The sequence below is a fragment of the Tautonia rosea genome (assembly GCF_012958305.1).
Lineage (GTDB): Bacteria > Planctomycetota > Planctomycetia > Isosphaerales > Isosphaeraceae > Tautonia > Tautonia rosea.
Window position 1 is genome coordinate 260,389 of sequence record NZ_JABBYO010000003.1, and the last position, 23,584, is coordinate 283,972.

Annotated in this window: 19 protein-coding genes; 15 read left to right on the forward strand and 4 right to left on the reverse strand. The window is 62.7% G+C overall.

From position 1 onward, the window contains the following. Positions 1 to 83: 83 nt before the first annotated feature. The 7 genes from rfbB (at position 84) to HG800_RS06475 (ending at position 6,296) form a co-directional block, all read left to right on the forward strand. A complete protein-coding gene (rfbB, locus tag HG800_RS06445) occupies positions 84 to 1,151 on the forward strand; it encodes a dTDP-glucose 4,6-dehydratase (protein WP_169974977.1) in 1,068 nt (355 codons plus the stop codon). After that, positions 1,148 to 2,044: a glucose-1-phosphate thymidylyltransferase RfbA gene (rfbA, locus tag HG800_RS06450; RefSeq protein WP_169974980.1), complete on the forward strand. Its 897-nt coding sequence runs from the start codon at positions 1,148 to 1,150 to the stop codon at positions 2,042 to 2,044. The genes rfbB and rfbA overlap by 4 nt, the downstream gene beginning before the upstream one ends. Then, the gene (rfbC, locus tag HG800_RS06455) at positions 2,041 to 2,604 is read left to right on the forward strand and encodes a dTDP-4-dehydrorhamnose 3,5-epimerase (protein WP_169974982.1); all 564 of its coding nucleotides are present in this window, start codon (positions 2,041 to 2,043) and stop codon (positions 2,602 to 2,604) included. Before rfbA ends, rfbC begins: the two co-directional genes overlap by 4 nt. Positions 2,605 to 2,644: 40 nt before the next feature. Beyond that, positions 2,645 to 3,538, forward strand: coding sequence for a hypothetical protein (locus HG800_RS06460; protein ID WP_169974984.1), 894 nt, complete (start codon positions 2,645 to 2,647; stop codon positions 3,536 to 3,538). A 110-nt stretch (positions 3,539 to 3,648) separates the two neighbouring features. Further along, on the forward strand, positions 3,649 to 4,728 hold the full coding sequence (locus HG800_RS06465) for an NHL domain-containing protein (protein WP_169974987.1): 1,080 nt from the start codon (positions 3,649 to 3,651) through the stop codon (positions 4,726 to 4,728). 75 nt (positions 4,729 to 4,803) lie between these two features. Beyond that, positions 4,804 to 5,979 (forward strand): YheT family hydrolase, encoded by a 1,176-nt coding sequence (locus HG800_RS06470; RefSeq protein WP_169974989.1) that lies wholly within the window; start codon positions 4,804 to 4,806, stop codon positions 5,977 to 5,979. Between the two features lie 17 nt (positions 5,980 to 5,996). Continuing rightward, the gene (locus tag HG800_RS06475) at positions 5,997 to 6,296 is read left to right on the forward strand and encodes a hypothetical protein (RefSeq protein WP_169974992.1); all 300 of its coding nucleotides are present in this window, start codon (positions 5,997 to 5,999) and stop codon (positions 6,294 to 6,296) included. 36 nt (positions 6,297 to 6,332) lie between these two features. On the opposite strand, the gene HG800_RS06480 is transcribed toward HG800_RS06475, so the two are convergent. Next, the gene (locus tag HG800_RS06480) at positions 6,333 to 7,598 is read right to left on the reverse strand and encodes an MFS transporter (RefSeq protein WP_169974995.1); all 1,266 of its coding nucleotides are present in this window, start codon (positions 7,596 to 7,598) and stop codon (positions 6,333 to 6,335) included. A gap of 242 nt (positions 7,599 to 7,840) precedes the next feature. On the opposite strand from HG800_RS06480, the gene HG800_RS06485 reads away from it, so the two are divergent. From HG800_RS06485 to HG800_RS06505, 5 genes are all read left to right on the forward strand, one after another. After that, entirely contained in the window at positions 7,841 to 9,439 is a 1,599-nt protein-coding gene (locus tag HG800_RS06485; protein ID WP_169974998.1) for a DUF4070 domain-containing protein, read from the forward strand. 242 nt (positions 9,440 to 9,681) lie between these two features. Further along, positions 9,682 to 10,446, forward strand: coding sequence for a hypothetical protein (locus HG800_RS06490; protein WP_169975000.1), 765 nt, complete (start codon positions 9,682 to 9,684; stop codon positions 10,444 to 10,446). 215 nt (positions 10,447 to 10,661) lie between these two features. Beyond that, positions 10,662 to 11,663 carry an ABC transporter ATP-binding protein gene (locus HG800_RS06495; protein ID WP_169975003.1) on the forward strand — a complete coding sequence of 334 codons (1,002 nt, stop codon included), beginning with the start codon at positions 10,662 to 10,664 and terminating at the stop codon, positions 11,661 to 11,663. Then, positions 11,650 to 12,600: an ABC transporter permease gene (locus HG800_RS06500; RefSeq protein WP_235963363.1), complete on the forward strand. Its 951-nt coding sequence runs from the start codon at positions 11,650 to 11,652 to the stop codon at positions 12,598 to 12,600. The genes HG800_RS06495 and HG800_RS06500 overlap by 14 nt, the downstream gene beginning before the upstream one ends. 73 nt (positions 12,601 to 12,673) lie before the next feature. After that, a complete protein-coding gene (locus HG800_RS06505) occupies positions 12,674 to 14,341 on the forward strand; it encodes an N-acyl-D-amino-acid deacylase family protein (protein ID WP_235963365.1) in 1,668 nt (555 codons plus the stop codon). Here HG800_RS06505 and hisG read toward each other — a convergent pair. From hisG to hisS, 3 genes are all read right to left on the reverse strand, one after another. Next, positions 14,326 to 15,375, reverse strand: coding sequence for an ATP phosphoribosyltransferase (gene hisG, locus HG800_RS06510; protein ID WP_169975007.1), 1,050 nt, complete (start codon positions 15,373 to 15,375; stop codon positions 14,326 to 14,328). The genes HG800_RS06505 and hisG overlap by 16 nt on opposite strands. Next, positions 15,372 to 16,619, reverse strand: a complete 1,248-nt coding sequence (locus tag HG800_RS06515) for an ATP phosphoribosyltransferase regulatory subunit (RefSeq protein ID WP_169975009.1) — start codon at positions 16,617 to 16,619, stop codon at positions 15,372 to 15,374. The genes hisG and HG800_RS06515 overlap by 4 nt, the downstream gene beginning before the upstream one ends. Before the next feature lie 67 nt (positions 16,620 to 16,686). Further along, complete coding sequence (hisS, locus tag HG800_RS06520) at positions 16,687 to 18,081, reverse strand: histidine--tRNA ligase (RefSeq protein WP_169975011.1); 1,395 nt, start codon at positions 18,079 to 18,081, stop codon at positions 16,687 to 16,689. Between the two features lie 255 nt (positions 18,082 to 18,336). Here hisS and HG800_RS06525 point away from each other — a divergent pair, with 255 nt between their 5' ends. The 3 genes from HG800_RS06525 to ettA all read left to right on the forward strand — a co-directional run bounded on the left by HG800_RS06525 (position 18,337) and on the right by ettA (position 23,543). Further along, positions 18,337 to 19,665, forward strand: a complete 1,329-nt coding sequence (locus HG800_RS06525) for a metal-dependent hydrolase family protein (protein WP_169975013.1) — start codon at positions 18,337 to 18,339, stop codon at positions 19,663 to 19,665. A 300-nt stretch (positions 19,666 to 19,965) separates the two neighbouring features. Beyond that, entirely contained in the window at positions 19,966 to 21,525 is a 1,560-nt protein-coding gene (locus HG800_RS06530; protein ID WP_169975015.1) for a formylglycine-generating enzyme family protein, read from the forward strand. A gap of 341 nt (positions 21,526 to 21,866) precedes the next feature. Then, positions 21,867 to 23,543 (forward strand): energy-dependent translational throttle protein EttA, encoded by a 1,677-nt coding sequence (ettA, locus tag HG800_RS06535; protein ID WP_169975017.1) that lies wholly within the window; start codon positions 21,867 to 21,869, stop codon positions 23,541 to 23,543. Positions 23,544 to 23,584 lie beyond the last annotated feature (41 nt).

The following is a 23,584-nucleotide window of genomic DNA, read 5'->3' on the forward strand; positions in this document are numbered from 1 at the left end:
GGGTTGATCTGTCAAAATGCCCGCAGTTTCCACGACAGGTCAATCAACCCCGTCCCCAACGACCCCTCGGAGGGCCCGCCCGGATGAGGATCCTCGTGACCGGCGGTGCCGGATTCATCGGCTCGGCCCTGCTTCGCCAAGTGATCGCCGAGACGACCGACGAGGTGGTCAACGTCGATAAGCTGACCTACGCCGGCAATCTCGACTCGCTCGGCAAGGCTCTGGACGACCCCCGACACCACTTCGAGCGCGTGGACATCTGCGACGCGAGCGAGGTCAAGCGGCTTTTCGCCCAGTATCAGCCCGACGCGGTGATGCACCTGGCGGCCGAGTCGCACGTGGATCGCTCGATCGACGGGCCGGCCGAATTCATCCAGACGAACATCACCGGCACCTTCTGCCTGCTGGAGGCGGCGCTCGGCCACTGGCGATCGCTCGAAGGCGAGGCGAAGAACCGATTCCGGTTCCTTCATATTTCGACCGATGAGGTCTTCGGGTCGCTCGGCGCCGAGGGGTTCTTCACCGAGACCACCCCGTACTCGCCCAACTCGCCGTACTCGGCCAGCAAGGCCAGCTCCGATCACCTCGTGCGGGCCTGGCATCATACGTACGGCTTGCCGACGCTCATCACCAACTGCTCGAACAACTACGGGCCGTACCAGTTCCCCGAGAAGCTGATCCCGGTGATGATCCTCAACGCATTGGCCGGCAAGCCCCTGCCGATCTATGGCAAAGGGGACAACATCCGCGACTGGCTCTACGTCGATGATCACGCCCGCGCCCTCCGCCTTGTGCTGGAGAAGGGGACGCCGGGCGAGACGTACAACGTCGGCGGGCACAACGAGAAAACGAACATGGAGGTCGTCCGGACCCTCTGTGCCCTGCTCGACGAGCTGGCGCCGAACTCCCCCCACCGTCCGCACGAGTCGTTGATCACGTATGTGACCGATCGCCCTGGTCACGACAAGCGGTACGCGATCGACGCCTCGAAGATCGAGCGGGATCTGGGCTGGACGCCCCGCGAGACCTTTGAGACCGGCCTCCGGCGTACGGTCGAGTGGTACCTGAGCAACACCGAGTGGTGCGAGCGTGTTTCGTCGGGAGCCTACCGCGAGCGGCTCGGATTGAAGCGGGAGCAGCAGCCGGCATGAGTACCAAGACCCTTGATCGTCGCGGGATCATCCTCGCCGGCGGCCTCGGCACGAGGCTTTATCCGCTCACACGGGTGACCAGCAAGCAGCTCTTGCCGGTCTACGACAAGCCGATGATTTACTACCCGCTGAGCACCCTGATGCTCGCGGGCATTCGAGAGATCCTTCTCATCTCGACCCCCTCCGACCTTCCTCGCTACCGCGACCTGCTGGGAGACGGCTCCCAGTGGGGCCTTCGCCTTGAATACGCGGAGCAGCCGAAGCCGGAAGGCCTGGCCCAGGCGTTTTTGATCGGTCGCGACTTCATCGGCGATCGGCCCTCGGCCCTGGTGCTGGGGGACAACCTCTTTTATGGCCACGGCTTCAGCGAGATGCTTCAGCGGGCCTCGGCCAGGACCGAAGGGGCGACGGTCTTCGGCTATCACGTCAACGATCCCGAGCGTTACGGCGTCGTCGAGTTCGATGCCCAGGGCAAGGCGATCAGCATCGAAGAGAAGCCGAAGCAGCCGAAGTCGAATTATGCTGTGGTCGGCCTCTATTTCTACGACAATCAGATTCTCGACATCGCGGCCAACCAGAAGCCCTCGGCCCGGGGAGAGCTGGAGATCACCGATTCGAACCTCGAATACCTCCGCCGCGGACAGCTTCGGGTCGAGGTGATGGGACGTGGGATCGCCTGGCTCGACACCGGCACGCACGAGTCCCTTGCCCAGGCTTCGGACTTCATCCGGGTGATCGAGCAACGCCAGGGGTGGAAGGTTGCCTGTGTTGAGGAGGTCGCCTACCGGATGGGCTATATCGACCGAGGCCGGGTGCTGGAACTCGCCTCCGGCCTGAAGAATGAGTACGGCGAGTACCTGGTGGATCTGGTCGAGCGCGAGCCGCTTCCATGAATGTGATTGAGACGGAATTGCCCGGCGCGCTGATTCTGGAGCCAAGGGTCTTCGGCGACGATCGCGGCTACTTCATCGAGACCTGGAACCAAGGCCGCTACGCCGAGCTTGGAATGCCGGGTCCCTGGGTGCAAGACAACCTGTCCTTCTCACAGCGGGGGGTCTTGCGAGGGCTGCACTACCAGCATCCGACTGCGCAGGGAAAGCTGGTCAGCGTCTTGCAGGGGGACGTGTATGACGTGGCGGTTGACATCCGGGTCGGCTCGCCGACCTTCGGAAAGTGGGTCGGCGTGACCCTCTCTGCGGCCAACAAGCGGCAATTCTGGGTACCGCCGGGGTTCGCTCATGGGTTCGTGGTCACGAGCGAGACCGCATTGTTCTGCTACAAGTGCACCGACTACTACGCGCCAAAGGAGGAAGGGAGCATTCGCTGGGATGACCCCGATCTGGGCATCCCCTGGCCGATTGCCGATCCGACCCTCTCCCCCAAAGATCTGGCCGGGGTTTGCTTGAAAGACGTTCCGCCCGATCGGCTGCCTCTCCTCGCTCTGACTGGTTGATGCGAACGTCGAGGCGGTTCCGACCGACCGAGGTCCGGCGATGCAACTGCTCGTGAGCTTCCAGCATGTTCGACCCCCCTCCCGGGCCGGACTCGGGTTCCTGGATCTGGGGACCGGCCGGTTTCGGATCGTGCTGGAATTGCCCCCGACAGGAGGGCGTTGCGATGGACTGCTCGGCCTGGCCCGATCGGATCGGATGCTCTTTGTCTCGGCCGCCCCGTTCCGTCATTTGGGAGAGGCGGAGCCGTCGCTCCTGGTCTTTCGGGCCGAGGATCTGATGCCCGAGGCTCGCTACCAGGTGACCGGATTCTCGGACCTGACCGATCTGGAATATCACGAGGGAACACTCTATGTGCTCTCATCCGGGACTGGGCAGATGATCGCGTTCCGGGCCGACCGAGGTCTGATCGATCCGGCGGAACGGTTCCTCTGGCGCCCTCGCTTGGCGGTCGAGGGGAAGGCCGATCCGGCGCTTCACGCGCTGACCTTCTTCCGCAACGAGTTGTACGTCTCGGCCAGTGACCGGGCCAGCTTCGATGCGTTTTTGTTCAATGTGACGCGAGACTCGGTGGCGGCTCGGACGTTGCAGGACCCGGAATCGCTGGCGGTGGTCGGCAACACCCTCTGCTACGCGGCGGGCCGATTCGGAGCGGTCCATCAGCTTGGTGCAGACCTTGCACTCCAACGATCGGCCGGGATCGAGGGACACGTCCAAGGGCTTTGCGAGGCCGACGGTTCGCTGTTCGCTGCCTCGACGAACCAGGGGCGCTGTGTGATCCACCGCTTGAAGGCGGACGATCTGAGTCTTGAGGCGTCGATTCCCATCGATGTCGATGGGGTCGAGGTGGCCTGCATGCTGCCGATCGAGGGGGCCGGAGCGTGGCCCGATCCCCCGGAGCCGATCTGGTTCGAGATGTTCGGCGAGCGAATTTGAGTGCGTCTCCGCCTTTTCAGGGCTGGACCGATTGACCAGAATGAGGGATCGGCCTCCCTCAGGCGGTCTGGCTGTCCGCAAGGCTTTCTCCCCAAAATGAGACGTTTTCCATGTTGCCGACGTTGATCGCCCTGCTGATTCTTCCGGGTTTCGAGCGATCACTGCCGATCATCAGGAGTCCGGTCGGCACCGGACAGTCGGGCTTTTCCGGGGACGGTGGCCCCGCCCTCGAAGCCCGGCTGAACGGCCCGTTCGACGTGACCTTCGACGGTGAGGGGAACCTTTATCTCTCCGACACGTTTAACCATCGGATCCGTCGCGTTGACGCGGAAACCGGGGTGATCACAACCGTTGCGGGGAGCGGTCGACAGGGGTTCTCGGGAGACAATGGCCTGGCCACCGAGGCAAGCCTGAACGAGCCATACGGGATCTGCCTCGATCGCCTGGGAAACCTCTATTTTGCCGACCGCCTGAACCGAAGGGTCCGCAAGGTGGACGCCGCGGGGATCATCACCACGATCGCGGGTAACGGCTCGGAGTTTACCTCCGGAGACGGCGGTCCAGGGGCCTCGGCGGGCGTGGTAGAACCGAATGGCGTGGCGCTCGATCCGACCGAGTCGATCCTGTATATTGCCGACGTTTCCGGGCACCGCGTCCGGTCGGTGAATCTCGCCTCCGGAGTGATCCAGACCGTCGCCGGGACCGGAGAAGGTCGGCACTCGGGCGACGGCGGGCCGGCCCTGACCGCAGACTTGCATGGTCCTCGGGCGGTGGCGGTGGCTGAGGACGGGACATTGTTTATCCTCGAACGCAACGGGAACACCTTGCGGGCGGTTGTCCCCGGTTCGGGCCTGATTCGGACGATCGCCGGCACGGGTCGCAAAGGCTATTCCGGGGATGGCGGTTTGGCCCTCTCGGCGACCTTCGACGGTCCGAAAGAGCTGGCGCTCGCCGGCAATGTGATGCTGATTGTGGATACGGAGAACCACGTGATTCGACGGATCGACCTGGCCAATGGCCGGATCACGACGGTCGCCGGCAGTGGCATTCGGGGAGGGGCTGGCGACGGCAAGCCGGCGACCGATGCTCAGCTTGACCGTCCGCACGGGGTTGCGGTCGGGCCTGATGGGGGGATCTACATCGGTGATACGAATAACCACCGCATCCGTCGCGTGGAACCCATGCCCTGACGCACCCTCGGTTCTCGATTCTACTGGTCGATCCGTGCCTTCCGCTTCCCTCACCGCGTGCCCAGCCTACCGACGATGACCGAGTCCGACACTCAGCCCTCGCTTGCCTCGAACGTCTCCTCGACCGACGTGGAGTTTCCTCCGTTTGAGCCGCACCCGATGTTCCGGGGCGGGCACGCCCAGACGCTCGTCGGCTTCCTCGCCAAAGGGAAGCCCATTGTATTGCCGATGGTCGAGCGGTCGGAGCTGCTGCTGGACGACGGGGACAAGCTTGTTCTGCTCGAAAGTGCTCCAAGGAACTGCACGGTCGATCGGCCGATTGTGGTGCTGGTGCATGGCCTGGCCGGACATGCCGAGAGTGATTACCAGATTCGCTTTACCGATCGGTTGTTACGGCTCGGGCTGCGGGTGGTGCGGGTGAATCTGCGGAGCGCCGGATCGGGGCTTGGGCTGTCGAAGGGGATCTATCACGGCGGTCGAAGCGAGGATATCCGTGCCGTGGCCGAGCATCTGGCCCGCCGGTTCCCTGAGGCGCCGATCGGTCTGGTTGGGCTGTCGCTGGGAGGCAACATCGTCCTGAAGCTGGCCGGAGAGGCGGCGGATCGCCCGGTTCCGAATCTGGATTGCGTGCTTGCGGCCAATCCGCCGATCGACCTGGCGGTTTGCTGCTCGAACATGAGGCGGTTTCCGCTGACCTTGTACGATCGGTTTTTCGTCCGCCAGTTGATCGCCGACATTCAGCGGTTGCACACGATGGTCCCGGATCTGGGACCGGTGGATCTGGCCAAGGTGAGGTCGATGCTGGAATTCGACCAGCATTACACGGCACCTCGGAACGGCTTTTCCGGGGCGATGGACTACTACCGAAAGGCCAGTGCGGCCCCTTACATTCCGCAGATTCAGGTGCCCGGCCTGGTGGTTCACGCACTGGATGACCCGTTTATTCCGGCCGAACCATTTTTTTCGGTAAATTTTCCGTGTCAAATCCGCCTGGAACTTGCCTTGAGGGGTGGACACCTCGGATTCGTCAGTCGGCAGCGTTGGGAAACCGATCGCCGCTGGCTTGACGCCCGGTTCGCCGACTGGTTGGCCCGACGCTGGGGACGATCAGAGGATGCAGCAGGGGTGTTACTGATTCCGCAAGAGAATCCCGAGTCCACGACGATTCCCCCCCGGATCGAGAACCAGGTCCTCCCATGTCCCGATCGGAACACTCAACCGACAAACTCTCCGCGGCCATCGACGTCTTGAACCAGGTGCGCGGGTCGATGCTCGACCAGATGGCGGACCAGGTTCTGACGATGGCCGACGACTTTGCCGAGGGCGGCTTCCAGGTCAACGAGTTCCTGGAGATGCACGGCTCCCGACTGCACTTTCTCTGTCTGATGATCAGTCAGTTCGAGATGCTTCGGGAAACCCGAAACACCGAACTCAAGGCCAGGGCAAAGGCCTCAGAGCGTCCAAAGTCGCCCGAGCGTCGCATGAAGCGACGTGAAGAACCACTCGTCAATCCCGGGACTGAGGAATCTCCTCGGACTTCGGGAGAGGAGAGCGGAACCGACCTTTAGGAATCGGTCCCGCGAGCGACCCGTTCAATCATTTCGTCACTCGGACGACCTCAGGGGTTCCGAAACAAGGACCTGATTGTCTCGAAGTGCAGGTGGAGGCGGCTCAGGGAGGGGCTGACTTCGCCTGGACGCTCGTTTTGCCAGGCCGACCCAGGTCAGCAACAGAACGACGTTGACGGCAAACGGGACGAAAAAGACGACCGCCGTATCGCCCGATTGCCCGACCACAGCTCCGGCAAGCAAGTTGCCCAGCAAGGCACCAAGGCCGGCGGTAATCACGGTATGAAGGCCCTGGGCTCCGGCCCGACGATGCGGAGGGGCCTGTCCATCGAGGAACATCTGGCCGGCAATGCTGAAACAGGCGATCCCGATGCCGTGCAAGGGGATGCCTGCCAGAGCGAGCCAGAGGGGAGGATCGAGCGCGAGGGACCCGTACCGGACGACCCAGGCGGCGATGCCGATCGCCAGGGTCCCCCGATCGCCGAAGCGTCGAAGCATCCAGGGCAAGCCCCAGAGGGCGGCGATCTCGGGCAACTGGCCGAGGGTCATGGCCGGAGCGAGCCAGCGGCGAGGCAGACCGATGCTCTCCAGGTAAGGCGGCTGGACCTGGAACATGTAAGGTAGGGTCAGCGTGACGCCAAAGGCGGTGACGAAATAAAGCCCGACAATGGGCTTGCGTAGCAGCATTCGGGCATCGGTGGCGGCCTCGGCCCATCCCCAGCCCGAGCCCGACGAGGCCAGGGGGGGCGTTCGAGGGAGTTTCAGGCAAAAGATCGCCAGCACAACGGCCAGGATGGCGCCGACCGCGAAGCCCTCGGAGGCTCCTTCTGGCCCGTCGTCAGAGCCAGTCAACGCCATCGTTTGCGCGACGATCCAGCCGGCGACCATCCAGCCGATCGTTCCCCAGAGCCGTACGCCGCCGAACTGAGCCCGAGGTTGATCCAAATTCCGAAGGGCGATTGTGTTACTCAGCCCTGAGGCCGGCGCGACGATGACCCAGTAAATGAAGAAGAGGAGGAAGATCGGACCGGCCCCAGCAGTCGCTCCGGAAGCCATTACCCCCAGGAAGACGGCGGCCAGCGCAAAAATGATGCTCATGAGCCGATCAGCCGCGACCCGTCGATCGGCCAGTTGACCCGCACCGATCGGCGCGGCCAAACTCCCCAGGGCAAACGTGGCGAAGATCCACCCCCGCGCCTCTCCGGAAATTCCAAGATCTTTCAGGTGAACGGCCAGTAACGGAAACCATGCCCCTTGCACGGCATAGAGCAAGCCCATCATGATTGCCAGTTGCCCGCGCACGTTGACTCCTTTCCCCGAGTTCGACCGCTGTCATCACCAGCATCAACCGACATCATAGGAAGAGGGTGAAGTCTGGTCCCGGCCTGGTTATTGCTGCATTTGTCTGTCGGAGCATCCTGGTCTGTCCGATTCCAATCGCAAGGGGGGAGCAAGTTCGTTTGTGTCCGCCTATGATGGGGTGTTTACGCCGCCGGCTCCGCGGGCCGTCGATCTCGGCAACTGTGCCGATTCTGGAGGGACCAATGGCCGACATCGTCCTGATTAATCCCAAGTTCGAGATCTCATACTGGGGTTTGGAGCATGCCTTGCCCTTGATGGGCAAGAAGGCCAACCTCCCGGTCGCCGCGCTGCCCTTGCTCGCCGCCCTGACGCCGGAGGAACATACCGTCACGCTGATCGACGAGAACGTCGAGCCGATCGATTACGAACGCTGTGCCAGAGCCGATCTGGTCGGTGTGACCGGCATGAGCGTCCAGCGGTTCCGGATGCTCGCCATTCTCAAGGAGCTGAGGGCACGCAACTGCTTCACGGTCGTCGGTGGGCCTTATGTCACGGTTCAGGAAGATTACTTTGATGGCCTCGCGGACGCCATCTTCATTGGGGAAGCCGAGCAAACCTGGCCCCAGTTCCTCCGGGAGTGGTCGCAAGGATTACACCAGTACCGTTACGAACAGCTCGAAAAGTCGGACATGACGGCCGTCCCGACTCCGCGATTCGACCTGATGAAGTCGAAGCATTATGCCTTCGGTTCGGTCCAGTTCTCTCGCGGCTGCCCGTTTCAGTGTGAGTTTTGCGACATCATCGTGACCTTTGGGCGTCGTCCGCGGATCAAGACTTCCGAGCAGGTTGTCGCCGAACTGGACGCCGTGCGTCGCGAAGGCTTGAAGATCGCCTTTATTGTTGATGACAACCTGATTGGGAACAAACGGGCGATCAAGCCAATCCTTCAGGCCGTCGTGGACTGGCAAAAGGCCAATGCCTACCCCTTGACCTTCTTCACTGAAGCCTCGCTCGACCTGGCCGACGACCCTGAGCTGATGGAGCTGATGGTCGAGGCCAACATTCTCTTTGTGTTCGTCGGCATCGAGACACCGAACGAGGCTTCGCTCAAGGAAACGAAGAAGCTCCAGAACCTCCGAAAAGGGGGATCGATCGTCGAGAAGGTTCACCGCATTCAGGACGCCGGCATGGGGGTCTGGTGCGGTATGATCATGGGCTTCGACAACGACGACTCCACGATCTTCGAGGCCCAGCGCAAGTTCCTGCACGAGGCTCGGATTACGACCTCGATGACCGGGATGCTCCACGCCATTCCCAAGACCCCGCTCTATGATCGCCTGCAAGCTGAAGGTCGCCTCGATCCCGACGACCGACCGGCCTATGGCACGAACGTCATTCCGCTGAAGCTCTCAAGGCAGGAATTACTCGATGGCTATGTCCGGGTCATGAACGAGCTGTACGAGCCCGACGCCTACTTCGAGCGGATGGAAGACCTGTTTATCCGGGGCAATCTCCAGCTTGGCCAGGGTCGCGTCCGCTGGTGGCGGAAGCACCGTCTGCGACAACTGGCGACCGAGTCGATGTGGCTCGGCCAGGCAATCGGGATGTTTACCTTGCTGATGACCTCGGTCCCCGATCCGAAGCTCCGCCGCGAATACCGCCGCCGGCTTTGGCGATATTTGAAGCACCGGCAAAACCCCGGCATGGCCCTTATTTATCTCACGCACATCGCCATGCACTACCACGCCTATACTCTGGCCCAGTCGCTTCGAGAGGCCACGAGGAAGTCCCGAACCCCCAGTGCGACCGATCGCGAGCCGGTCCTGATCAACTCCTTCTGAGACCGCTCGATAACCGTGGGAAGCTGCGAGGGCGAGTTGTTCCGGACTGTCGGATCGGCTCGCCCTCTCGGTGTTTTTCTTGCGGGATGAAGGAATCGATTGAAGGGGGCCGGGCGATCAGGCCGATGATAGGACTCAAGGCGTTCCGCGCCTCGGGGCTTCCCAGCCGGGTCGCCCGGTCGGTTCGTCGGTTCGCTCCGGTCGTGTGCCATCACGCTTGGAGCCGGAACGGAGGGACGCCCATGCTGCGGCGTTTCCGCGATCGATTGCTTGCTCGGCCTCCCGTGTCCGGCGGTCAACGTCGGGCTGATAATCGTCGTCGACCGAGTCTGGAGGGACTGGAAGGGCGGCAACTTCTTTCCTCGGTCACGCCGTCGGCCTCTGCCGCGGTGTCGAGCCCTCAACCGGGGGCGAACCAGTCGGGAGTGCCCGTGGTGGTGCGCTATACGTCACTGCCGCCGCTCCGGGCCTGGGCGGGTCAGGAATTCCAGGGGGTAGTGGCTTCGTTCATCTCCAACACACAGTTCGCTCCGGATCGCCTCGTGGCCTCGGTGAATTGGGGAGATGGCCAGGCGAGCCTCGGGGCCGTCGAACTCAATCCCTGGGGTGGCTTCAATGTTCGGGCATCTCATACGTACGCCTCGAACGTTCAGGGGCCGACCTGGGTCAGGATCGACCTGGTGGATGTCGAGACTGGCCAGTGGGTAACCGGGGTCGAGCAGCGGGCCTTTGTGTCTCGCCCATCACCGACCCGGACAGCACTGTTTGCCTCGGGAACCCAGGTGCCCGGAACTCAGTTCGAGCCGACGGATCGGGCCCAGCCTGCACGGCTCCGCTTTGTCGAACGTCGCCAGCAATTCCATGACGCGTCCGAGCGCCATTCCCAGGGAACGGCTTCTCCCGAAGATCTGCGTTTCCTGAGACAGGTCAGAAACTTCCAGGAAGAACAAAACAAGGGATTCTTCGAGAAGATTGGCGATAACTTCTCCAACGCCTGGCCCTTCTAAACACGTGCAAATGGAGCGGGGAGCATGGTTCCCCGCGTGTTTCGGATCGTGTGCCTTCGCACACGATCCGGGGCGTTTCGGCCGGGAACCGTCGCTGCCCTCCTGTGCACTCAGTTCCTGCTTCAGGCGGCTCGACTTGATTCCGGAGACCCGACTCTACAATGATGGGGTCTCAATAAACCGGGATCGAAGAGTCGGGAGGTTCCGCCGCTGCCATGCCGATCGTCGAGGTCGAAGATCTGACCAAGACCTACCGGGTCTTCCAGAAGCGTGACGGTCTGGCCGGCGCTATTCGAGGGTTGTTCCGTCGCGAATACCGCGAAGTGAAGGCGGTTGAGGCCATCTCGTTCGCCATTGAACCAGGAGAGATGGTCGCCTTTCTCGGCCCGAACGGCGCGGGGAAGACGACGACACTCAAGATGCTTTCGGGCCTGATCTATCCCTCGGGAGGTTCGGCTCGGGTGCTCGGGTACACGCCTTCGGACCGGGTCGATCGCTTTCGCCGTCAGTTCGCCCTGGTGATGGGGCAGAAGAATCAACTTTGGTGGGACCTTCCCGCGGCCGATAGTTTCGACTTGCACCGCGAAATCTACCAGCTTCCCGTAGCCGAGTACCGGGAGACGCTCGACGAGCTGACGACCTTGCTCGACGTGGCTCGGCTAACGCATCAGCCGGTCCGCGAGCTTTCACTCGGCGAGCGGATGAAGATGGAGTTGATCGCGGCGCTGCTGCACCGCCCGCGGTTGCTTCTGCTCGACGAGCCGACGATTGGTCTCGACGTGGTCGCTCAAATCACCATTCAACGCTGCCTGAAGGAGTACCACGCCCGCCGAGGGGTGACGATGCTCTTGACCTCACACTATATGAGGGACGTGGAAGCGCTCTGCGATCGGGTGCTGGTGATTAATCACGGCCACCTGATCTACGATGGCGATTTGTCGGGCCTGTCGAGCCGTTTCGGCCAGACGAAGCTGATCAAGCTCGAATTTGCCGAGGGGGAAGTCCCGTCGGACCTTGCTCGATTTGGTGATGTCGACCGCAACGAAGGGGGAGAGGCCGAGATCCGGGTCGATCGATCGCGGGTGGCCGAGGTCCTTGGCGCGCTACTTGACCACTACCGGGTGGCCGACGTGGTGGTGCAAGACCCTCCACTCGAACAGGTGATCACCCGGGTCTTCCAGGAAGGCCGGGAAGGGGCAGATCATGACGCCGCCTGACCCCTCCACCTCGAATCCGCAGGCCGTCACTTTGGACGAGGCCTCCGGGGGTACGGAGACGGCTCCCGATCTGGCTGGAATCGGCAGTGGACCGCTCGCCCCCCCGCACTACGGATGGGGGCCCATGCTCCGGAAGTACGGGAAGATTTATCGCGTCTCCCTGGCCGAGCGCATGACGTATCGCGCCGATTTCTTCATCACCACCTTCTTTCGCTTCCTTCCGACGCTGACAACCATTCTGCTCTGGAGCGCGATTTATGATGGATCCGGCTCCTCGACGTTGGCAGGATTTACGTATGAGCAGACCATAGCCTACCTGTTGATTGTCAACATCAGCCGGATGTTCTCCAGCATGCCGGGGCTGGCGGGTGGGATTGCCCGCGAAGTGCGTGATGGGACACTCAAGAAGTATTTGATCCAGCCGCTCGACCTGATCGGCTACCTGCTCTCGTATCGGATGGCGCACAAGTCAGCCTATATCATCGGGTCGGCTTTGCCGTACGCAGTCCTGTTTGGCATCTGCTATCAATTTTTCGTCGGCAACATTCCGACGGACCCGATGATCTGGCTCGCGTATGCGGTTTCGTTGCTGCTTGCCTTCCTGATCGGCTTCTTCTTCGAAGCGTGCGTGGGGATGGTCGGTTTCTGGTTCCTGGAGATTACGTCGATTCTCTGGGTGGTGATGACCTTGAATTTCTTCATCTCCGGCCAGATGCTGCCGCTCGACTTCTTGCCCCCGTTCTGGGCGGGACTGCTCAAGATGCTTCCCTTCCAGTACATGGCCTACTTCCCGGCCGTCATTTTCCTGGGGAAAATGGAGGGCAGCGAACTGGCCGGGGGCTTGCTGCTCGGCCTGTTCTGGGCCGTCTTCTTCGCGGTGCTTTGCCGGTGGCTGTATACGAAGGGTCTGAAGCAGTATGGCGCCTATGGGGGATAAGCGTCGAACCCAAGCACAGTTGATCAGGATCTCGAATTTCAAACAGTAAAGAACTGGCCTTATGGAGATCACGATGGGTGTTCGTACTATTTTTTCTGGATTGGTATGTGTCGCCCTGCTGGTTGTCAATGGTGGAGTACTGTTGGGAGCCATTGGGGAGGATTCAACTTATGACGTCATCATCCACAATGGCCGGGTGATCGATGGGACGGGCAACGCCTGGTTCTACGGAGACGTGGGGCTGAAGGGCGACCGGATCGCCAGGATCACTCCTGCGGGAATGCTCGACGGCGAAGACGCGAAGGAGCGGATCGACGGGACTGGGATGGTCGTCGCTCCGGGGTTTATTGATCTTCAAAGTCACTCGCGAGAGGCAATGCTCACCGGAGATGGCCGGGTCATCGGCAAGGTGACGCAGGGAGTGACGACCGAGATCATGGGAGAAGGAACCTCAAATGCGCCAAGCAAGGAGCCGAAAGAATTCGACGTGCCGGGTGGGTTCGATCGCTGGCTGAAGGCGATGCAGGAGCACGGCGGGTCGGTGAACTTCGGGTCGTTCGTGGGGTCGGGGTCCGTTCGGAGCTACGTCAAGGGGATGACGCAAGGGCCGCCGTCGGCAGCGGAACTGGAGCAGATGCGCGTGTTGGTCCGCGACGCGATGGAAGGGGGGGCGTTCGGCCTGGCATCGGCCCTGATCTATCCGCCCGATAGCTTCGTCGGGACAGACGACCTGATCGAACTGGCCAAGGTGATGGCGCCGTACGGAGGGATTTATATCACCCACCTTCGATCGGAAGCCGACCAGTTCCTGGAAGCGATGGACGAGGCGATCCGGATCGGCCGTGAAGGAGGGGTGCCGGTCGAGATCTATCACCTCAAGGCTGCCGGGACGCGGAACTGGCCGAAGGCCATCCGGGCGATCGAGCGGATCAATGCGGCAAGGGCCGAGGGGCTCGATGTGAGTGCTGATATGTATCCCTACACGGCCGGAGGGACCGGCCTGACCGCGGCCCTGCCGCCGTGGGCGTCGGCCGACGGGAAGCTTTATGAGAATCTCGCCGATCCGGTGATGAGGGCGAAGATCAAGGAGGAGATCCTCAATCCGACCTCAGAGTGGGAAAATCTCGCCGAGTTGTCGGGGCCGGAAAATGTGATCGTGCTGGGCCTGACGAAGCCGGAGACAAAGGGCTACGCCGGGAAACGACTCTCAGAAATCGCTGAGGCCCAGGGGAAAGACTGGATCGACGCAGCCATTGATCTGCTCGTCATCGAAGGACAACGGATCAGTACCATTTATATCATGATGAGCGAGGAGAACGTCGCGCTTCAGATGCAACAGCCCTGGATGAAGTTCGGCACCGACGCGGGAGGGCACGACCCAGAAAAGGCGACTGGCCTGGTCCATCCCCGGTCTTACGGGACCTATCCCCGCATCCTTGGCAAGTATGTGAGGGAGGAAGGGGTAATTTCGCTGGAGGAGGCGATCCGCAAGATGACGTCTGCAGTGGCCGATCGCCTGTCGATCCGCGATCGGGGCTTGCTCCGCGAAGGGATGTATGCCGATGTGGTGATCTTTGACCCGGTGACCATCATCGACCGTGCGACGTATGAAGAACCGCACCAAATTTCGGTCGGCATTCGCGACGTGTTCGTCAACGGCCAGGCCGTGGTAAGGGACGGGGTTCATACCGGGGCCAAGCCGGGGATGATCGTTCGGGGACCGGGTTACCGAGGGGATTGAGTGGCGAGCTGTTCCTGAAGTCTGTCAAAGGTCGAGGGGGGGCCTTCGGCATCAAAGAGAAATCGCGTGGGCATGCCGACCACGCGACGGGCACCGAGGCGGATCAGCTCGCGTTGAAACGAGGCGATTCGCCCGGCAGGGGCCAGGGCTGTCACTCGCCAGCAGGATCGGCCACGCTCGTCCCAGGCTTCCCCCCGCACCACATGCTGAGCGCCTTGATGGGCCAGGAATGCCGAAACGGCGGCAGCCTGGTGCCCTTCCTCGGGTCCGCCGACGACTTCGAGAAGAAGCTGACTTTCCGAGGCTCGGACCCCATCGAGTCCGTCGAGCAAGAGGGCAAGCGGCCCGGTGTCCCCCTCATTGATCAGGCGCTGAAGGCTCGGGGCGTGGCCGATCAGGCAGGAGGCCGAGTCAAGGACCTTGCCCCCTTCAATCTCTCGGAGCCGGTTGTCTTTCAGGGTCGTCCCTGAGCTGGTCAGGTCAACGATGATGTCGGCGATACCGAGCGTCGGGTGCAGTTCCAGCGCTCCGTCGGAGTGGATGATCTGGTAGTGGTAGATCCCCCAGCGGCGGAAGTGAGCTTCGGTGAGGGTGCCGTACTTGGTCGAGACGCGGAAGGCTTTGCCCGAGTCCTTGAACTCGGTGGTCAAGTCGACCAGGTCGAGCATGTGGGTTACGTCAATCCAGCTCTCGGGGACGGCGACGACCAGGCGGCAGCCACCGTAGCCGAGGTCGGCCTCAACAACGACGGCGTCGGTGGCTTCGTCCTGATGCTCGGCGAAGACGTCCATACCGGTGACGCCCAGGTGGCATCGGCCTTCCTGGACCTGCACGACGATGTCCGTCGGCCTCATGAAGACGACATGAAAGCGCGGGTGGCCGCCGATGGTGGCCTCGTACTGCCGATCGCTCGCGCGCCGGACCTTGTAGCCGGCAGCCTTGAGCAGATCGACAGCCCCCTCGTACAGGTGCCCCTTGGAAGGAAGGGCGATGCGGATGGGGTTGATCACGGCGTTTCCGTTCTCCAGGCTCATTGGGAGCGAGCCTCCAGCACGTGATAGAGCCGTTCGACGCCGAAGGCGAACCCAACGCCGTGGGGGTCGCGGTCACTTCCGAGGACCCTGGCGAGTCCGTCGTACCGGCCACCGTGGCAGACACCCAGAGGCCCGGAGGGGGTCGAGATCGAGAGATCAAAGATCATTTGCGAATAAAACCCGATACCGTGTCCGAAGCCCAGGTCCATCTCGATCCGTTCGGGAGGAATGCCGCGGGCTTCCAGCAGGTCGAGCATGGCGTAAAAACTTCGAATCGTGCCAGGAGCGAGGGCGGCGTAGCCTTGCTCAAGGCCCTGAAGGACATCGACGGCCGGTCCTCGAAGGTCGGCCAGGGCGTGGACGCGTTCGCGAACCCGTTCGAGCGTGGCACCGAGCGAATGGCCGAGCGCCCATTTCTTTCGCAAGCGGCCGACGATCTCGTGACCGGTGCGGCGGCCAGTCACTCGGGGGACCAGGTGACGAAAGAGCCGATCGACGCCGGGATCGTCGGCGCGGTCGATGGCGGGCAAGACCGACTCGGCTTCTTGCTCAGCGTCTCCCTGGAGCCATCCGGAAAGGCGTTCGAGGGCCGATTCCAGGGCCCGGACGTTGCGGCCTTCGGCGGCGGCATCACTCAGGTGCTCGACGAGCGAGGAAACGGCCGCGGTGGGGAGCCCGCAGCGTTCCAGAACCTCGACGATCAGTCCCGTATGACCGACTCTCACGGTGACATCGTCAAGCCCGACGGATGTTGCCGCGTCGATGGCCAGGGCGATGACCTCGGCATCGGCCTCAGGCCCGGGGGCGCCGAGCAATTCGACTCCGGCCTGAGTGAATTCACGGTATCGGGTCGGTCCCGGGTCGCGCTCGAACCGGAAAACGGGTCCCGAGGAGCAAATGCGCCAGGGAATCGAAACAGGCTCGGGAGCGTCGATATACGCTCGGACGACGCTGGCGGTGAGCTCGGGTCGGAGACAGAGGCGGCCGGGTCCGTCGGCCAGCTCGAACAGTTTCGAGACAATCGAGGCGCCGCTTTTGCGCTCATGGAGTTCGGTGACTTCGAGGATTGGGGTGCGAATCGCCTCGAATCCGGCGGCGGCGAAGTGATCCATCAGGGTCCGTTCGAGCCGGGCAATGGCGGCGAAATCGCTCGGCATCCAGTCTCGGGTGCCGCGGACCTGAGCGATCGGGGCCTCGCGGTGAGCCACCGGGCCAGGGGCGGTTGAGGAGGGTTCAGCGGTCATGGCGGGTCTGGGGGTCCGGAATCGGTCGAGTTGGGGACGTTCGCCGCGCGAATCATGGCAAAACGGTTCAACCCGTCGGGCCGGGCGGGGTGGGTTCGTGTGCTTCGTGTTGTTCGAGGATGCCCAGAGCGCTTCGAATCGAGTCTTCAAGGGTTGACCAGGCGAGCCCTTTGTCTTCGTGTCGGGTGGCGAGCATCCGGAGGTTGAAGACCTGATTTGCGTCCTCGTCTGGGCCGACAATGACGGCGAGTTTGTGGCCTCGGTTCGAGCCGTAGCCCATCTGCTTGCCGATCGAGATGGGTTCGGGGTAAACCTCAGCCCCGATCCCGGCCGCTCGGAGTCGGGCGGCGAGGCGCACCGAGGTCCCTGGGTTGACCCCCGGAAACTGGGCGACGAGGACCGGCACCGTGGTGGCTGATGTAGGGAGTCGCTTCGCCTCTTCCATCAAGGCGATCAGGCGGTCGAGGCCGATCGAGGCCCCCACACCTGGCAATCGCCGCTTGATATAGAGGCTCGCCAGATCGTCGTAACGGCCTCCGGAACTGATCGAGCCGAAGCGTTCCCAGCCGTCTACCGTCGTTTCGAAGACGATCCCGGTGTAATAGTCGAGTCCTCGGGCGAGACCGAGGTCGATCGTCACACGGTTCTGAGGAACCCCGGCGGCATCGAGCAGCTCAAGCACCTGGCGGAGGTTGGCGATCCCCTCGGCGGCAGTTGCGTGGGAGCTGAGGCGGTCCTCGGCCATCGTGAGGACGGTCTCACCGGAGCCTTTTCCCTGTTCGACGAAGTCGAGAAGAGCGCGGGCGTGATCGTCGGAAAGGGTTGCGCCGGTCGATTCGGTGGCAGTCAGTTCACTGAGCACGCCTTCCCGGCCAATCTTGCCAAGCTTGTCGAGGGCTCGAAGCACGGCACTTTTGCGGTCGATCACACCGAACGAATCGAGCAAGCCATCGAGGATCTTGCGATTGTTCAGGCAAAGGGTAAACCCGTCGAGTCCGATGGCCGCCAGCGAGTCGTGAATGACCTGCGCGGTTTCGGCATCGGCGACGACGCTCTCGGTGCCAACGGTGTCGAAGTCGCACTGGGTAAACTCGCGGAAACGCCCCTTGGCCGGACGCTCGCCGCGGAAGACCGATCCGATCGCGTAGCGCTTGAACGGGGTGCCGAGCTGATCGACGTGCCGGGCGACGAATCGGGCGAGGGGTACGGTCAGGTCGAACCGCAAGGCCAGCTCGCCGGGGGTGCCGCCTTTGTTTGTGACCTCGAAAATCTGGCGGAGGACTTCATCGGAGCCGGCCCCCTTGCCGGTGAGGACCTCCATGCGTTCGATATGGGGTGTCTCGATCGGCACGAAGCCGAACGAAGCGAACGTCTTGCGCAAGGTCTCCAGCATTCGCTCGCGCGGGATCATGGCCGAGGGGGGGATGTCCCGCAACCCGCTGGCAACGCGGGGATCGATCATCGGTCGGAGGTCCTGAAGGGGTCGGAATCGGCAATCGAATGGGCAGCATTGTAGCAAGGAACGCCGGAGATTCCCAACCGAACGATCATCGCGTGACCTTCGAGGCTCGGGCGTTGATCCCGGATGCAGACCGGGACACACTGAGAAGCACAGGTCGTTTTTTCTGAACAAGGGCATCGGTCGCAAGAAGCCTGTGCTCACCCCCTTTGTGACCGGTCGAAGCACGCCCCGGAATCGACGTGAGGAGCCGTTTCGATGAAGTTTGCGCAAAGCTGGACGGTCATTGAGAACGGGCAACTCATCGACGGCACCGGAGCCCCGGCCGTGCCGGATGCTGCGGTGGTGATCGAAAACGGTCGGATCGTGTACGCCGGTCCCCGATCGGCCATGCCATCGGACCTCGTGCCGCCGAATGCCGATCGTCTCGACGCCAAAGGCGGAACGATCATGCCAGGCCTGGTCGAGGCCCACTTTCACCCGACCTATTTCAATGTGGCCGAGCTGGCCGATCTCGACATCAAGTATCCGGTCGAATATGTGACGATTCTCGCCTGTGCTAACGCGAAGCTCGCCCTGGAATGCGGTTACACCGCGGCCCGGAGCGGCGGCAGCCTGCACAACATCGACGTCTGGATGAAGAAGGCGATCGAGGAAGACCTCATTCCCGGTCCTCGACTGGCCGCCAGCGGTCGGGAAATCTGCGGAGCGGGCGGCTTGATGGACTGGAACCCAGACCACATGAAGCTTGGGATGGAGGGTCTGATCCTTCTCATCAATGGTCCTGAGGAAGGACGCAAGGCGGTCCGAAAACTCGTCAAGGATGGGGTCGAGTGGATCAAGACCTATCCGACCGGAGACGCCGCCGCCCCCGATACGGCCGACCATCACACCCTTTGCATGACCTTCGACGAGATGGCCGCGGTGGTCTCCGAAGCCCACAACTACCGCCGTAAAGTCACCGGCCATTGCCGGGCGACCGAAGGGATCAAGAACGCCCTCCGCGCCGGCTTCGACTGCCTAGAACACGGGACGTTCATGGATCAGGAAGCGCTCGATCTGCTCCTCTCGCGAGACGTTCCGGTCGTGCCCGCCTTGCAGTTCGAATATGCGAGCGTCGTCAAGGGGCCGGAGCTCGGCATGCCGCAAGCGGTGGTGGACGGCCACCAGGAGACGCTCGACGGCGGGGCCGAGAGTGCCCGGATGATTCTGAAGGCCGGGGGGCGGATCGGCATGGGGGGCGACTACGGCTTCGCCTGGAATCCGCATGGCGACTACGCGAAGGAGCTGACCTTCTTCGTCGAGCACGTCGGTTTCTCGCCGTTGGAGACGATCACCTGCGCCACGAAGACCGGGGCCGAGATCATGGGCCGCGCCAAGGAATTCGGCACGCTCGAACCCGGCAAGCTGGCCGACGTGCTCGTGGTCGAGGGGGACGTGCTCGGCGACATCAAGATCCTCGAAGACCGCTCCAAACTTCTGGCCGTCATGCAAGGTGGCCTCATCAAAGCCGGTCGCATGTTCGGCAAATCGGCCCTGCCGCTCTCGCCGGCCGACCAGGCCGAGGCGGCCGGTACGGCCTCCTGATTCTGGGCCATGAGGCCGTGCGAGGCCGGCCAGCCGCGTCGGGTGCATCGAGTCTGCGAAGACGCACCGCCGCATTTCGGGGCAGATCGGTGCGTCTTCGCGGACTCGACGCACCATACAAAACCCACATCCGCATCCGCTTCCTGAGGTCGATGTGATCGGACCGATTCCGTCTCGTCATATGCGACAGCGGAGAAATATTCTTTCGCGAAAAACGAATACTCTGTGGTAAATGTCCAGAGTGGCCCGGGAACGATCGTTCCTGGCGGCGTCTCGTCGTGTTCATCCCGAGGAAGCATCATGCGAACGATGATTGCGATCGGAGCGTTCTGCCTCGCTGGCCTGTCGGCTCACGTCGCCAGGGCCCAGGTTCCGGTCGAATTCGACACCCGCCGCGTGTTCGCGTGTACGGAAGTGGAACCGCCGCAACGGGCCGACTCGGCCCGCAAGGTGGTCCTGGTCGTCATCCCCATCTCGGCCAACTTCAACGTCCCGGAGCACACGGTCGAGTCGCTGCGCTACGAGTTGAATCTGCCGGATTCCCTCACCCTGCTCGACCACCTGCCGCGGACCCAGACCGGGAGCAACGTCCTCGTCCGGCGCGAGCAACGGCAGGAACATGAGTTGACGGACCTCAACGTCTCGTTCGGCGGCGGGGGCCGGGTCGGCTTCAGCGCCTTCGGCCTGGACGTGGGCGTCGGGGGCGAAGGGCAGCGGACGAGGCGGGACCTCAACGAGGTCCGCACCAAGGTCCAGGTCGACCGCCTCCCTCCCCGCGATCAGGTCATCGTCACCGGCACGCACAACGAGGGCCAGACCCTCTACTTCGACCTCAAGTGGCACGATCAGACGACCCGCGAGGGCCAGACCGATTTCGCCCTGCTGGCCGAGGTCCCCTCGGACTGGACCGGTGACCTCGTCACGCTGACCTGCACGGCCCGGCGGGACAGCACGGTTGTCGGGAGGCTGACCAAGTCCATCGGCTTCTACCTGGGCGGGGATAACGCCGCTCGGCAGAAGCTGGAAGAGCAGTTCCAGGACCCGACGGAATCGTATGCGGGCGTGAATGCAGGCCAGACCCGGTCCGACAACGGCCTGAACCTGGAACTGGTCTGGTGTCCGCCGGGGACCTTCTCGATGGGGAGTCCGAAGGATGAGCCTGATCGAGTGGATGACCGCGAGGGCCCGGTGGAGGTGACGCTGTCGAGTGGATTCTGGCTGGGGAAGTACGAGGTGACGCAAGAGGAATATCGTCGGGCGATGGGGGAGAACCCCAGCGCGTTCGCCTCGACCGGGTCGAAAAAGGAGAAGGTCGCCGGGATGGACACGGGGCGGTTTCCGGTGGATTGGGTCTCGTGGGGGGAGGCGCTGGCGTTCTGCCGGAAGCTGACGGACCAGGAGCGTCGAGCGGGTCGGTTGCCTGCGGGCTGGGAGTACAGTTTGCCGACGGAGGCCCAGTGGGAGTATGCGTGTCGTTCGGGGACGCGGACGGCGACTGCGTTTGGCGATTCGCTGAGCAGCCGTGAGGCGAACTTCAATGGTTACTTACCTTACAACGGTGCGTCGGAGGGCCCGTTCCTTGACCGTCCGACGGCGGTGGGGAGTTACCGTCCGAATAATTGGGGTCTGTACGACATGCACGGGAACGTGTTGGAGTGGTGCTTGGACGAACAAAGTGACACCTTGCGTGGAGGCGTGGATCCATCAGTGCCATCCTTGTTCTCGAGCAGCGTGCTCCGCGGCGGCAGCTGGAGCACCTTCGGCGAGTCCTGCCGGTCGGCGAGCCGCGGCAGGGGTAACCCCGAGTTTCGGTTCATGAACGTCGGATTCCGCGTGGCTGCGGTTCCGTCTCCGCGGTGACACGCATGCAGCCGCGTTGTCCCCCGAATCGGAGGCCCGTTCGGGGGCGCACGGCGCCGCCCCCGGACGGTGCTGGAGCGGGCGCGGTTCGTGTCGTTCCTCGGGTTGATCTCGGGGCGTCAGTTTTTATGGGGCGTGTTGAGGCGTAGAGGAGGCAGCCTGGACGAACCCCAGATTCGCGGATGCTCGGGCGCGGGCGACCGGCGACTGGGCTTTACGGCGGCCCATCGCATTCGATCTAATCGAAGGTTCCAGGCGGCCCTGAATCGGGCCGTTTGGTGGCCTCGGGGCGAGTCCGTCTCGGGCCTCTCTTTTGTTGAGCCTCGCACCCGGGATCGTCGATGCCGCCTCAGTACATTTTCTCCATTGAACGTCTGTCGAAGAACCACGGGAAGAAAGAGGTCCTGAAGGACATCACCTTGATGTTCTATCCCGGGGCGAAGATCGGCGTCCTCGGTCCGAATGGTGCAGGCAAGAGTACCTTGCTTCGCATCATGGCCGGCGAGGAAACCGAGTATCTCGGCGTGGCCCGGCCTGCTCCCGGCGCGACGATCGGCTACCTGTCCCAGGAACCGATGCTCAATCCCGACAAGGACGTGCTCGGCAACGTTGAGGAAGCCGTTGCTCCGCTTCGGGCCTTACTGAAGCGGTATGATGAAATCAACATGCGACTCGGTGAAGGGCCCGATGCCGACGAGATGGACGCCCTGCTCAACGAACAGGCCGACGTGCAAGACGGCATCGAAGCCACCAACGGCTGGGAGCTGGACCGACGCCTCGAAATCGCCATGGACGCCATGCGACTTCCGCCGAGCGATGCCGACGTCTCAACCCTCTCGGGGGGCGAGCGCCGCCGCGTCGCACTCTGCAAGATCTTGCTCCAGCGACCCGACATCCTCTTGCTCGACGAGCCCACGAACCACCTCGACGCCGACAGCGTGTTGTGGCTCGAACGGGCGTTACAGGAGTATCCGGGGATGGTCGTGGCCGTGACCCACGACCGCTACTTCCTCGACAACGTCGCGCAGTGGATTCTGGAACTCGACCGTGGCCGGGGCATCCCCTTCGAAGGGAATTACACCGGCTGGCTCGAACAGAAGCAGGCTCGGCTCGAAAAAGAGGAGAAGCAGGACCGCTCGCGCAGGAAGACGTTGGAACGCGAGCTGGAGTGGATCCGGATGTCTCCCCGAGCCCGGGTTTCCAAGAATCGTGCCCGCATTCAACGCTATGAGCAACTGGCCGCCGAGGAGGCCGAACGACGGGATGAGCCAGTCACGATCCAGATTCCTCCGGGGCCTCACCTGGGTGATCTCGTGGTCGAGGCCGAAGGGGTATCCAAAGCCTTCGGCGATCGCATCCTGTTCGAGAACCTGAATTTCCGGCTCCCCCCCGGTGGTATTGTCGGAGTGATCGGTCCCAACGGAGCGGGCAAGACGACCCTGTTCCGGATGATCGTTGGTCAGGAGAAACCCGACTCTGGGAGGCTCCGGGTCGGTGACACCGTCAAGCTCTCCTACGTCGACCAGAACCGCGATGCGTTGGACGCGGACAAGACGATCTTTCAGGAGATCAGCGGCGGACTCGACCAGATCGAGCTGGGCAAGCGCAAGGTGCCGTCTCGGGCGTATGTTTCCTGGTTCAACTTCCGGGGGCCGGATCAGGAAAAGAAGGTCGGCCGGCTTTCCGGTGGCGAACGAAATCGTGTTCACCTGGCGAAGCTATTGACCACGGGCGGCAACCTGTTGCTGCTCGACGAGCCGTCGAACGACCTGGATGTGGACACGTTGAGGGCCCTGGAAGACGCCTTGCTTGATTTCTCCGGCTGTGCCGTGGTCATCAGCCACGACCGCTGGTTCCTCGACCGGATCGCCACCCACATCCTCGCCTTCGAAGGGGAGAGCCAGGTGGTCTGGTGCGACGGAAATTATGAAACCTACCTCGATCAGCGTCGGGAACGGCTTGGCATCGAGGCCGACCAGCCCCACCGAATCAAGTACAAGAGTCTTGTCCGAGGCTGAGTCAGCTTGTGATTGCCTTTGCAGACGGGAGACGCTGGCTC

Coding starts and splice junctions, on each gene's coding strand:
- rfbA (WP_169974980.1), top strand. CDS start 1,148: ATGAGTACCAAGACCCTTGATCGTCGCGGGATCATCCTCGCCGGCGGC.
- HG800_RS06500 (WP_235963363.1), top strand. CDS start 11,650: ATGACGCCGCCTGACCCCTCCACCTCGAATCCGCAGGCCGTCACTTTG.
- rfbC (WP_169974982.1), top strand. CDS start 2,041: ATGAATGTGATTGAGACGGAATTGCCCGGCGCGCTGATTCTGGAGCCA.
- hisS (WP_169975011.1), bottom strand. CDS start 18,081: ATGATCGATCCCCGCGTTGCCAGCGGGTTGCGGGACATCCCCCCCTCG.
- HG800_RS06525 (WP_169975013.1), top strand. CDS start 18,337: ATGAAGTTTGCGCAAAGCTGGACGGTCATTGAGAACGGGCAACTCATC.
- HG800_RS06495 (WP_169975003.1), top strand. CDS start 10,662: ATGCCGATCGTCGAGGTCGAAGATCTGACCAAGACCTACCGGGTCTTC.
- HG800_RS06470 (WP_169974989.1), top strand. CDS start 4,804: ATGACCGAGTCCGACACTCAGCCCTCGCTTGCCTCGAACGTCTCCTCG.
- HG800_RS06460 (WP_169974984.1), top strand. CDS start 2,645: ATGCAACTGCTCGTGAGCTTCCAGCATGTTCGACCCCCCTCCCGGGCC.
- ettA (WP_169975017.1), top strand. CDS start 21,867: ATGCCGCCTCAGTACATTTTCTCCATTGAACGTCTGTCGAAGAACCAC.
- HG800_RS06530 (WP_169975015.1), top strand. CDS start 19,966: ATGCGAACGATGATTGCGATCGGAGCGTTCTGCCTCGCTGGCCTGTCG.
- HG800_RS06485 (WP_169974998.1), top strand. CDS start 7,841: ATGGCCGACATCGTCCTGATTAATCCCAAGTTCGAGATCTCATACTGG.
- rfbB (WP_169974977.1), top strand. CDS start 84: ATGAGGATCCTCGTGACCGGCGGTGCCGGATTCATCGGCTCGGCCCTG.
- HG800_RS06505 (WP_235963365.1), top strand. CDS start 12,674: ATGGGTGTTCGTACTATTTTTTCTGGATTGGTATGTGTCGCCCTGCTG.
- HG800_RS06465 (WP_169974987.1), top strand. CDS start 3,649: ATGTTGCCGACGTTGATCGCCCTGCTGATTCTTCCGGGTTTCGAGCGA.
- HG800_RS06475 (WP_169974992.1), top strand. CDS start 5,997: ATGCTCGACCAGATGGCGGACCAGGTTCTGACGATGGCCGACGACTTT.
- HG800_RS06490 (WP_169975000.1), top strand. CDS start 9,682: ATGCTGCGGCGTTTCCGCGATCGATTGCTTGCTCGGCCTCCCGTGTCC.
- hisG (WP_169975007.1), bottom strand. CDS start 15,375: ATGAGCCTGGAGAACGGAAACGCCGTGATCAACCCCATCCGCATCGCC.
- HG800_RS06515 (WP_169975009.1), bottom strand. CDS start 16,619: ATGACCGCTGAACCCTCCTCAACCGCCCCTGGCCCGGTGGCTCACCGC.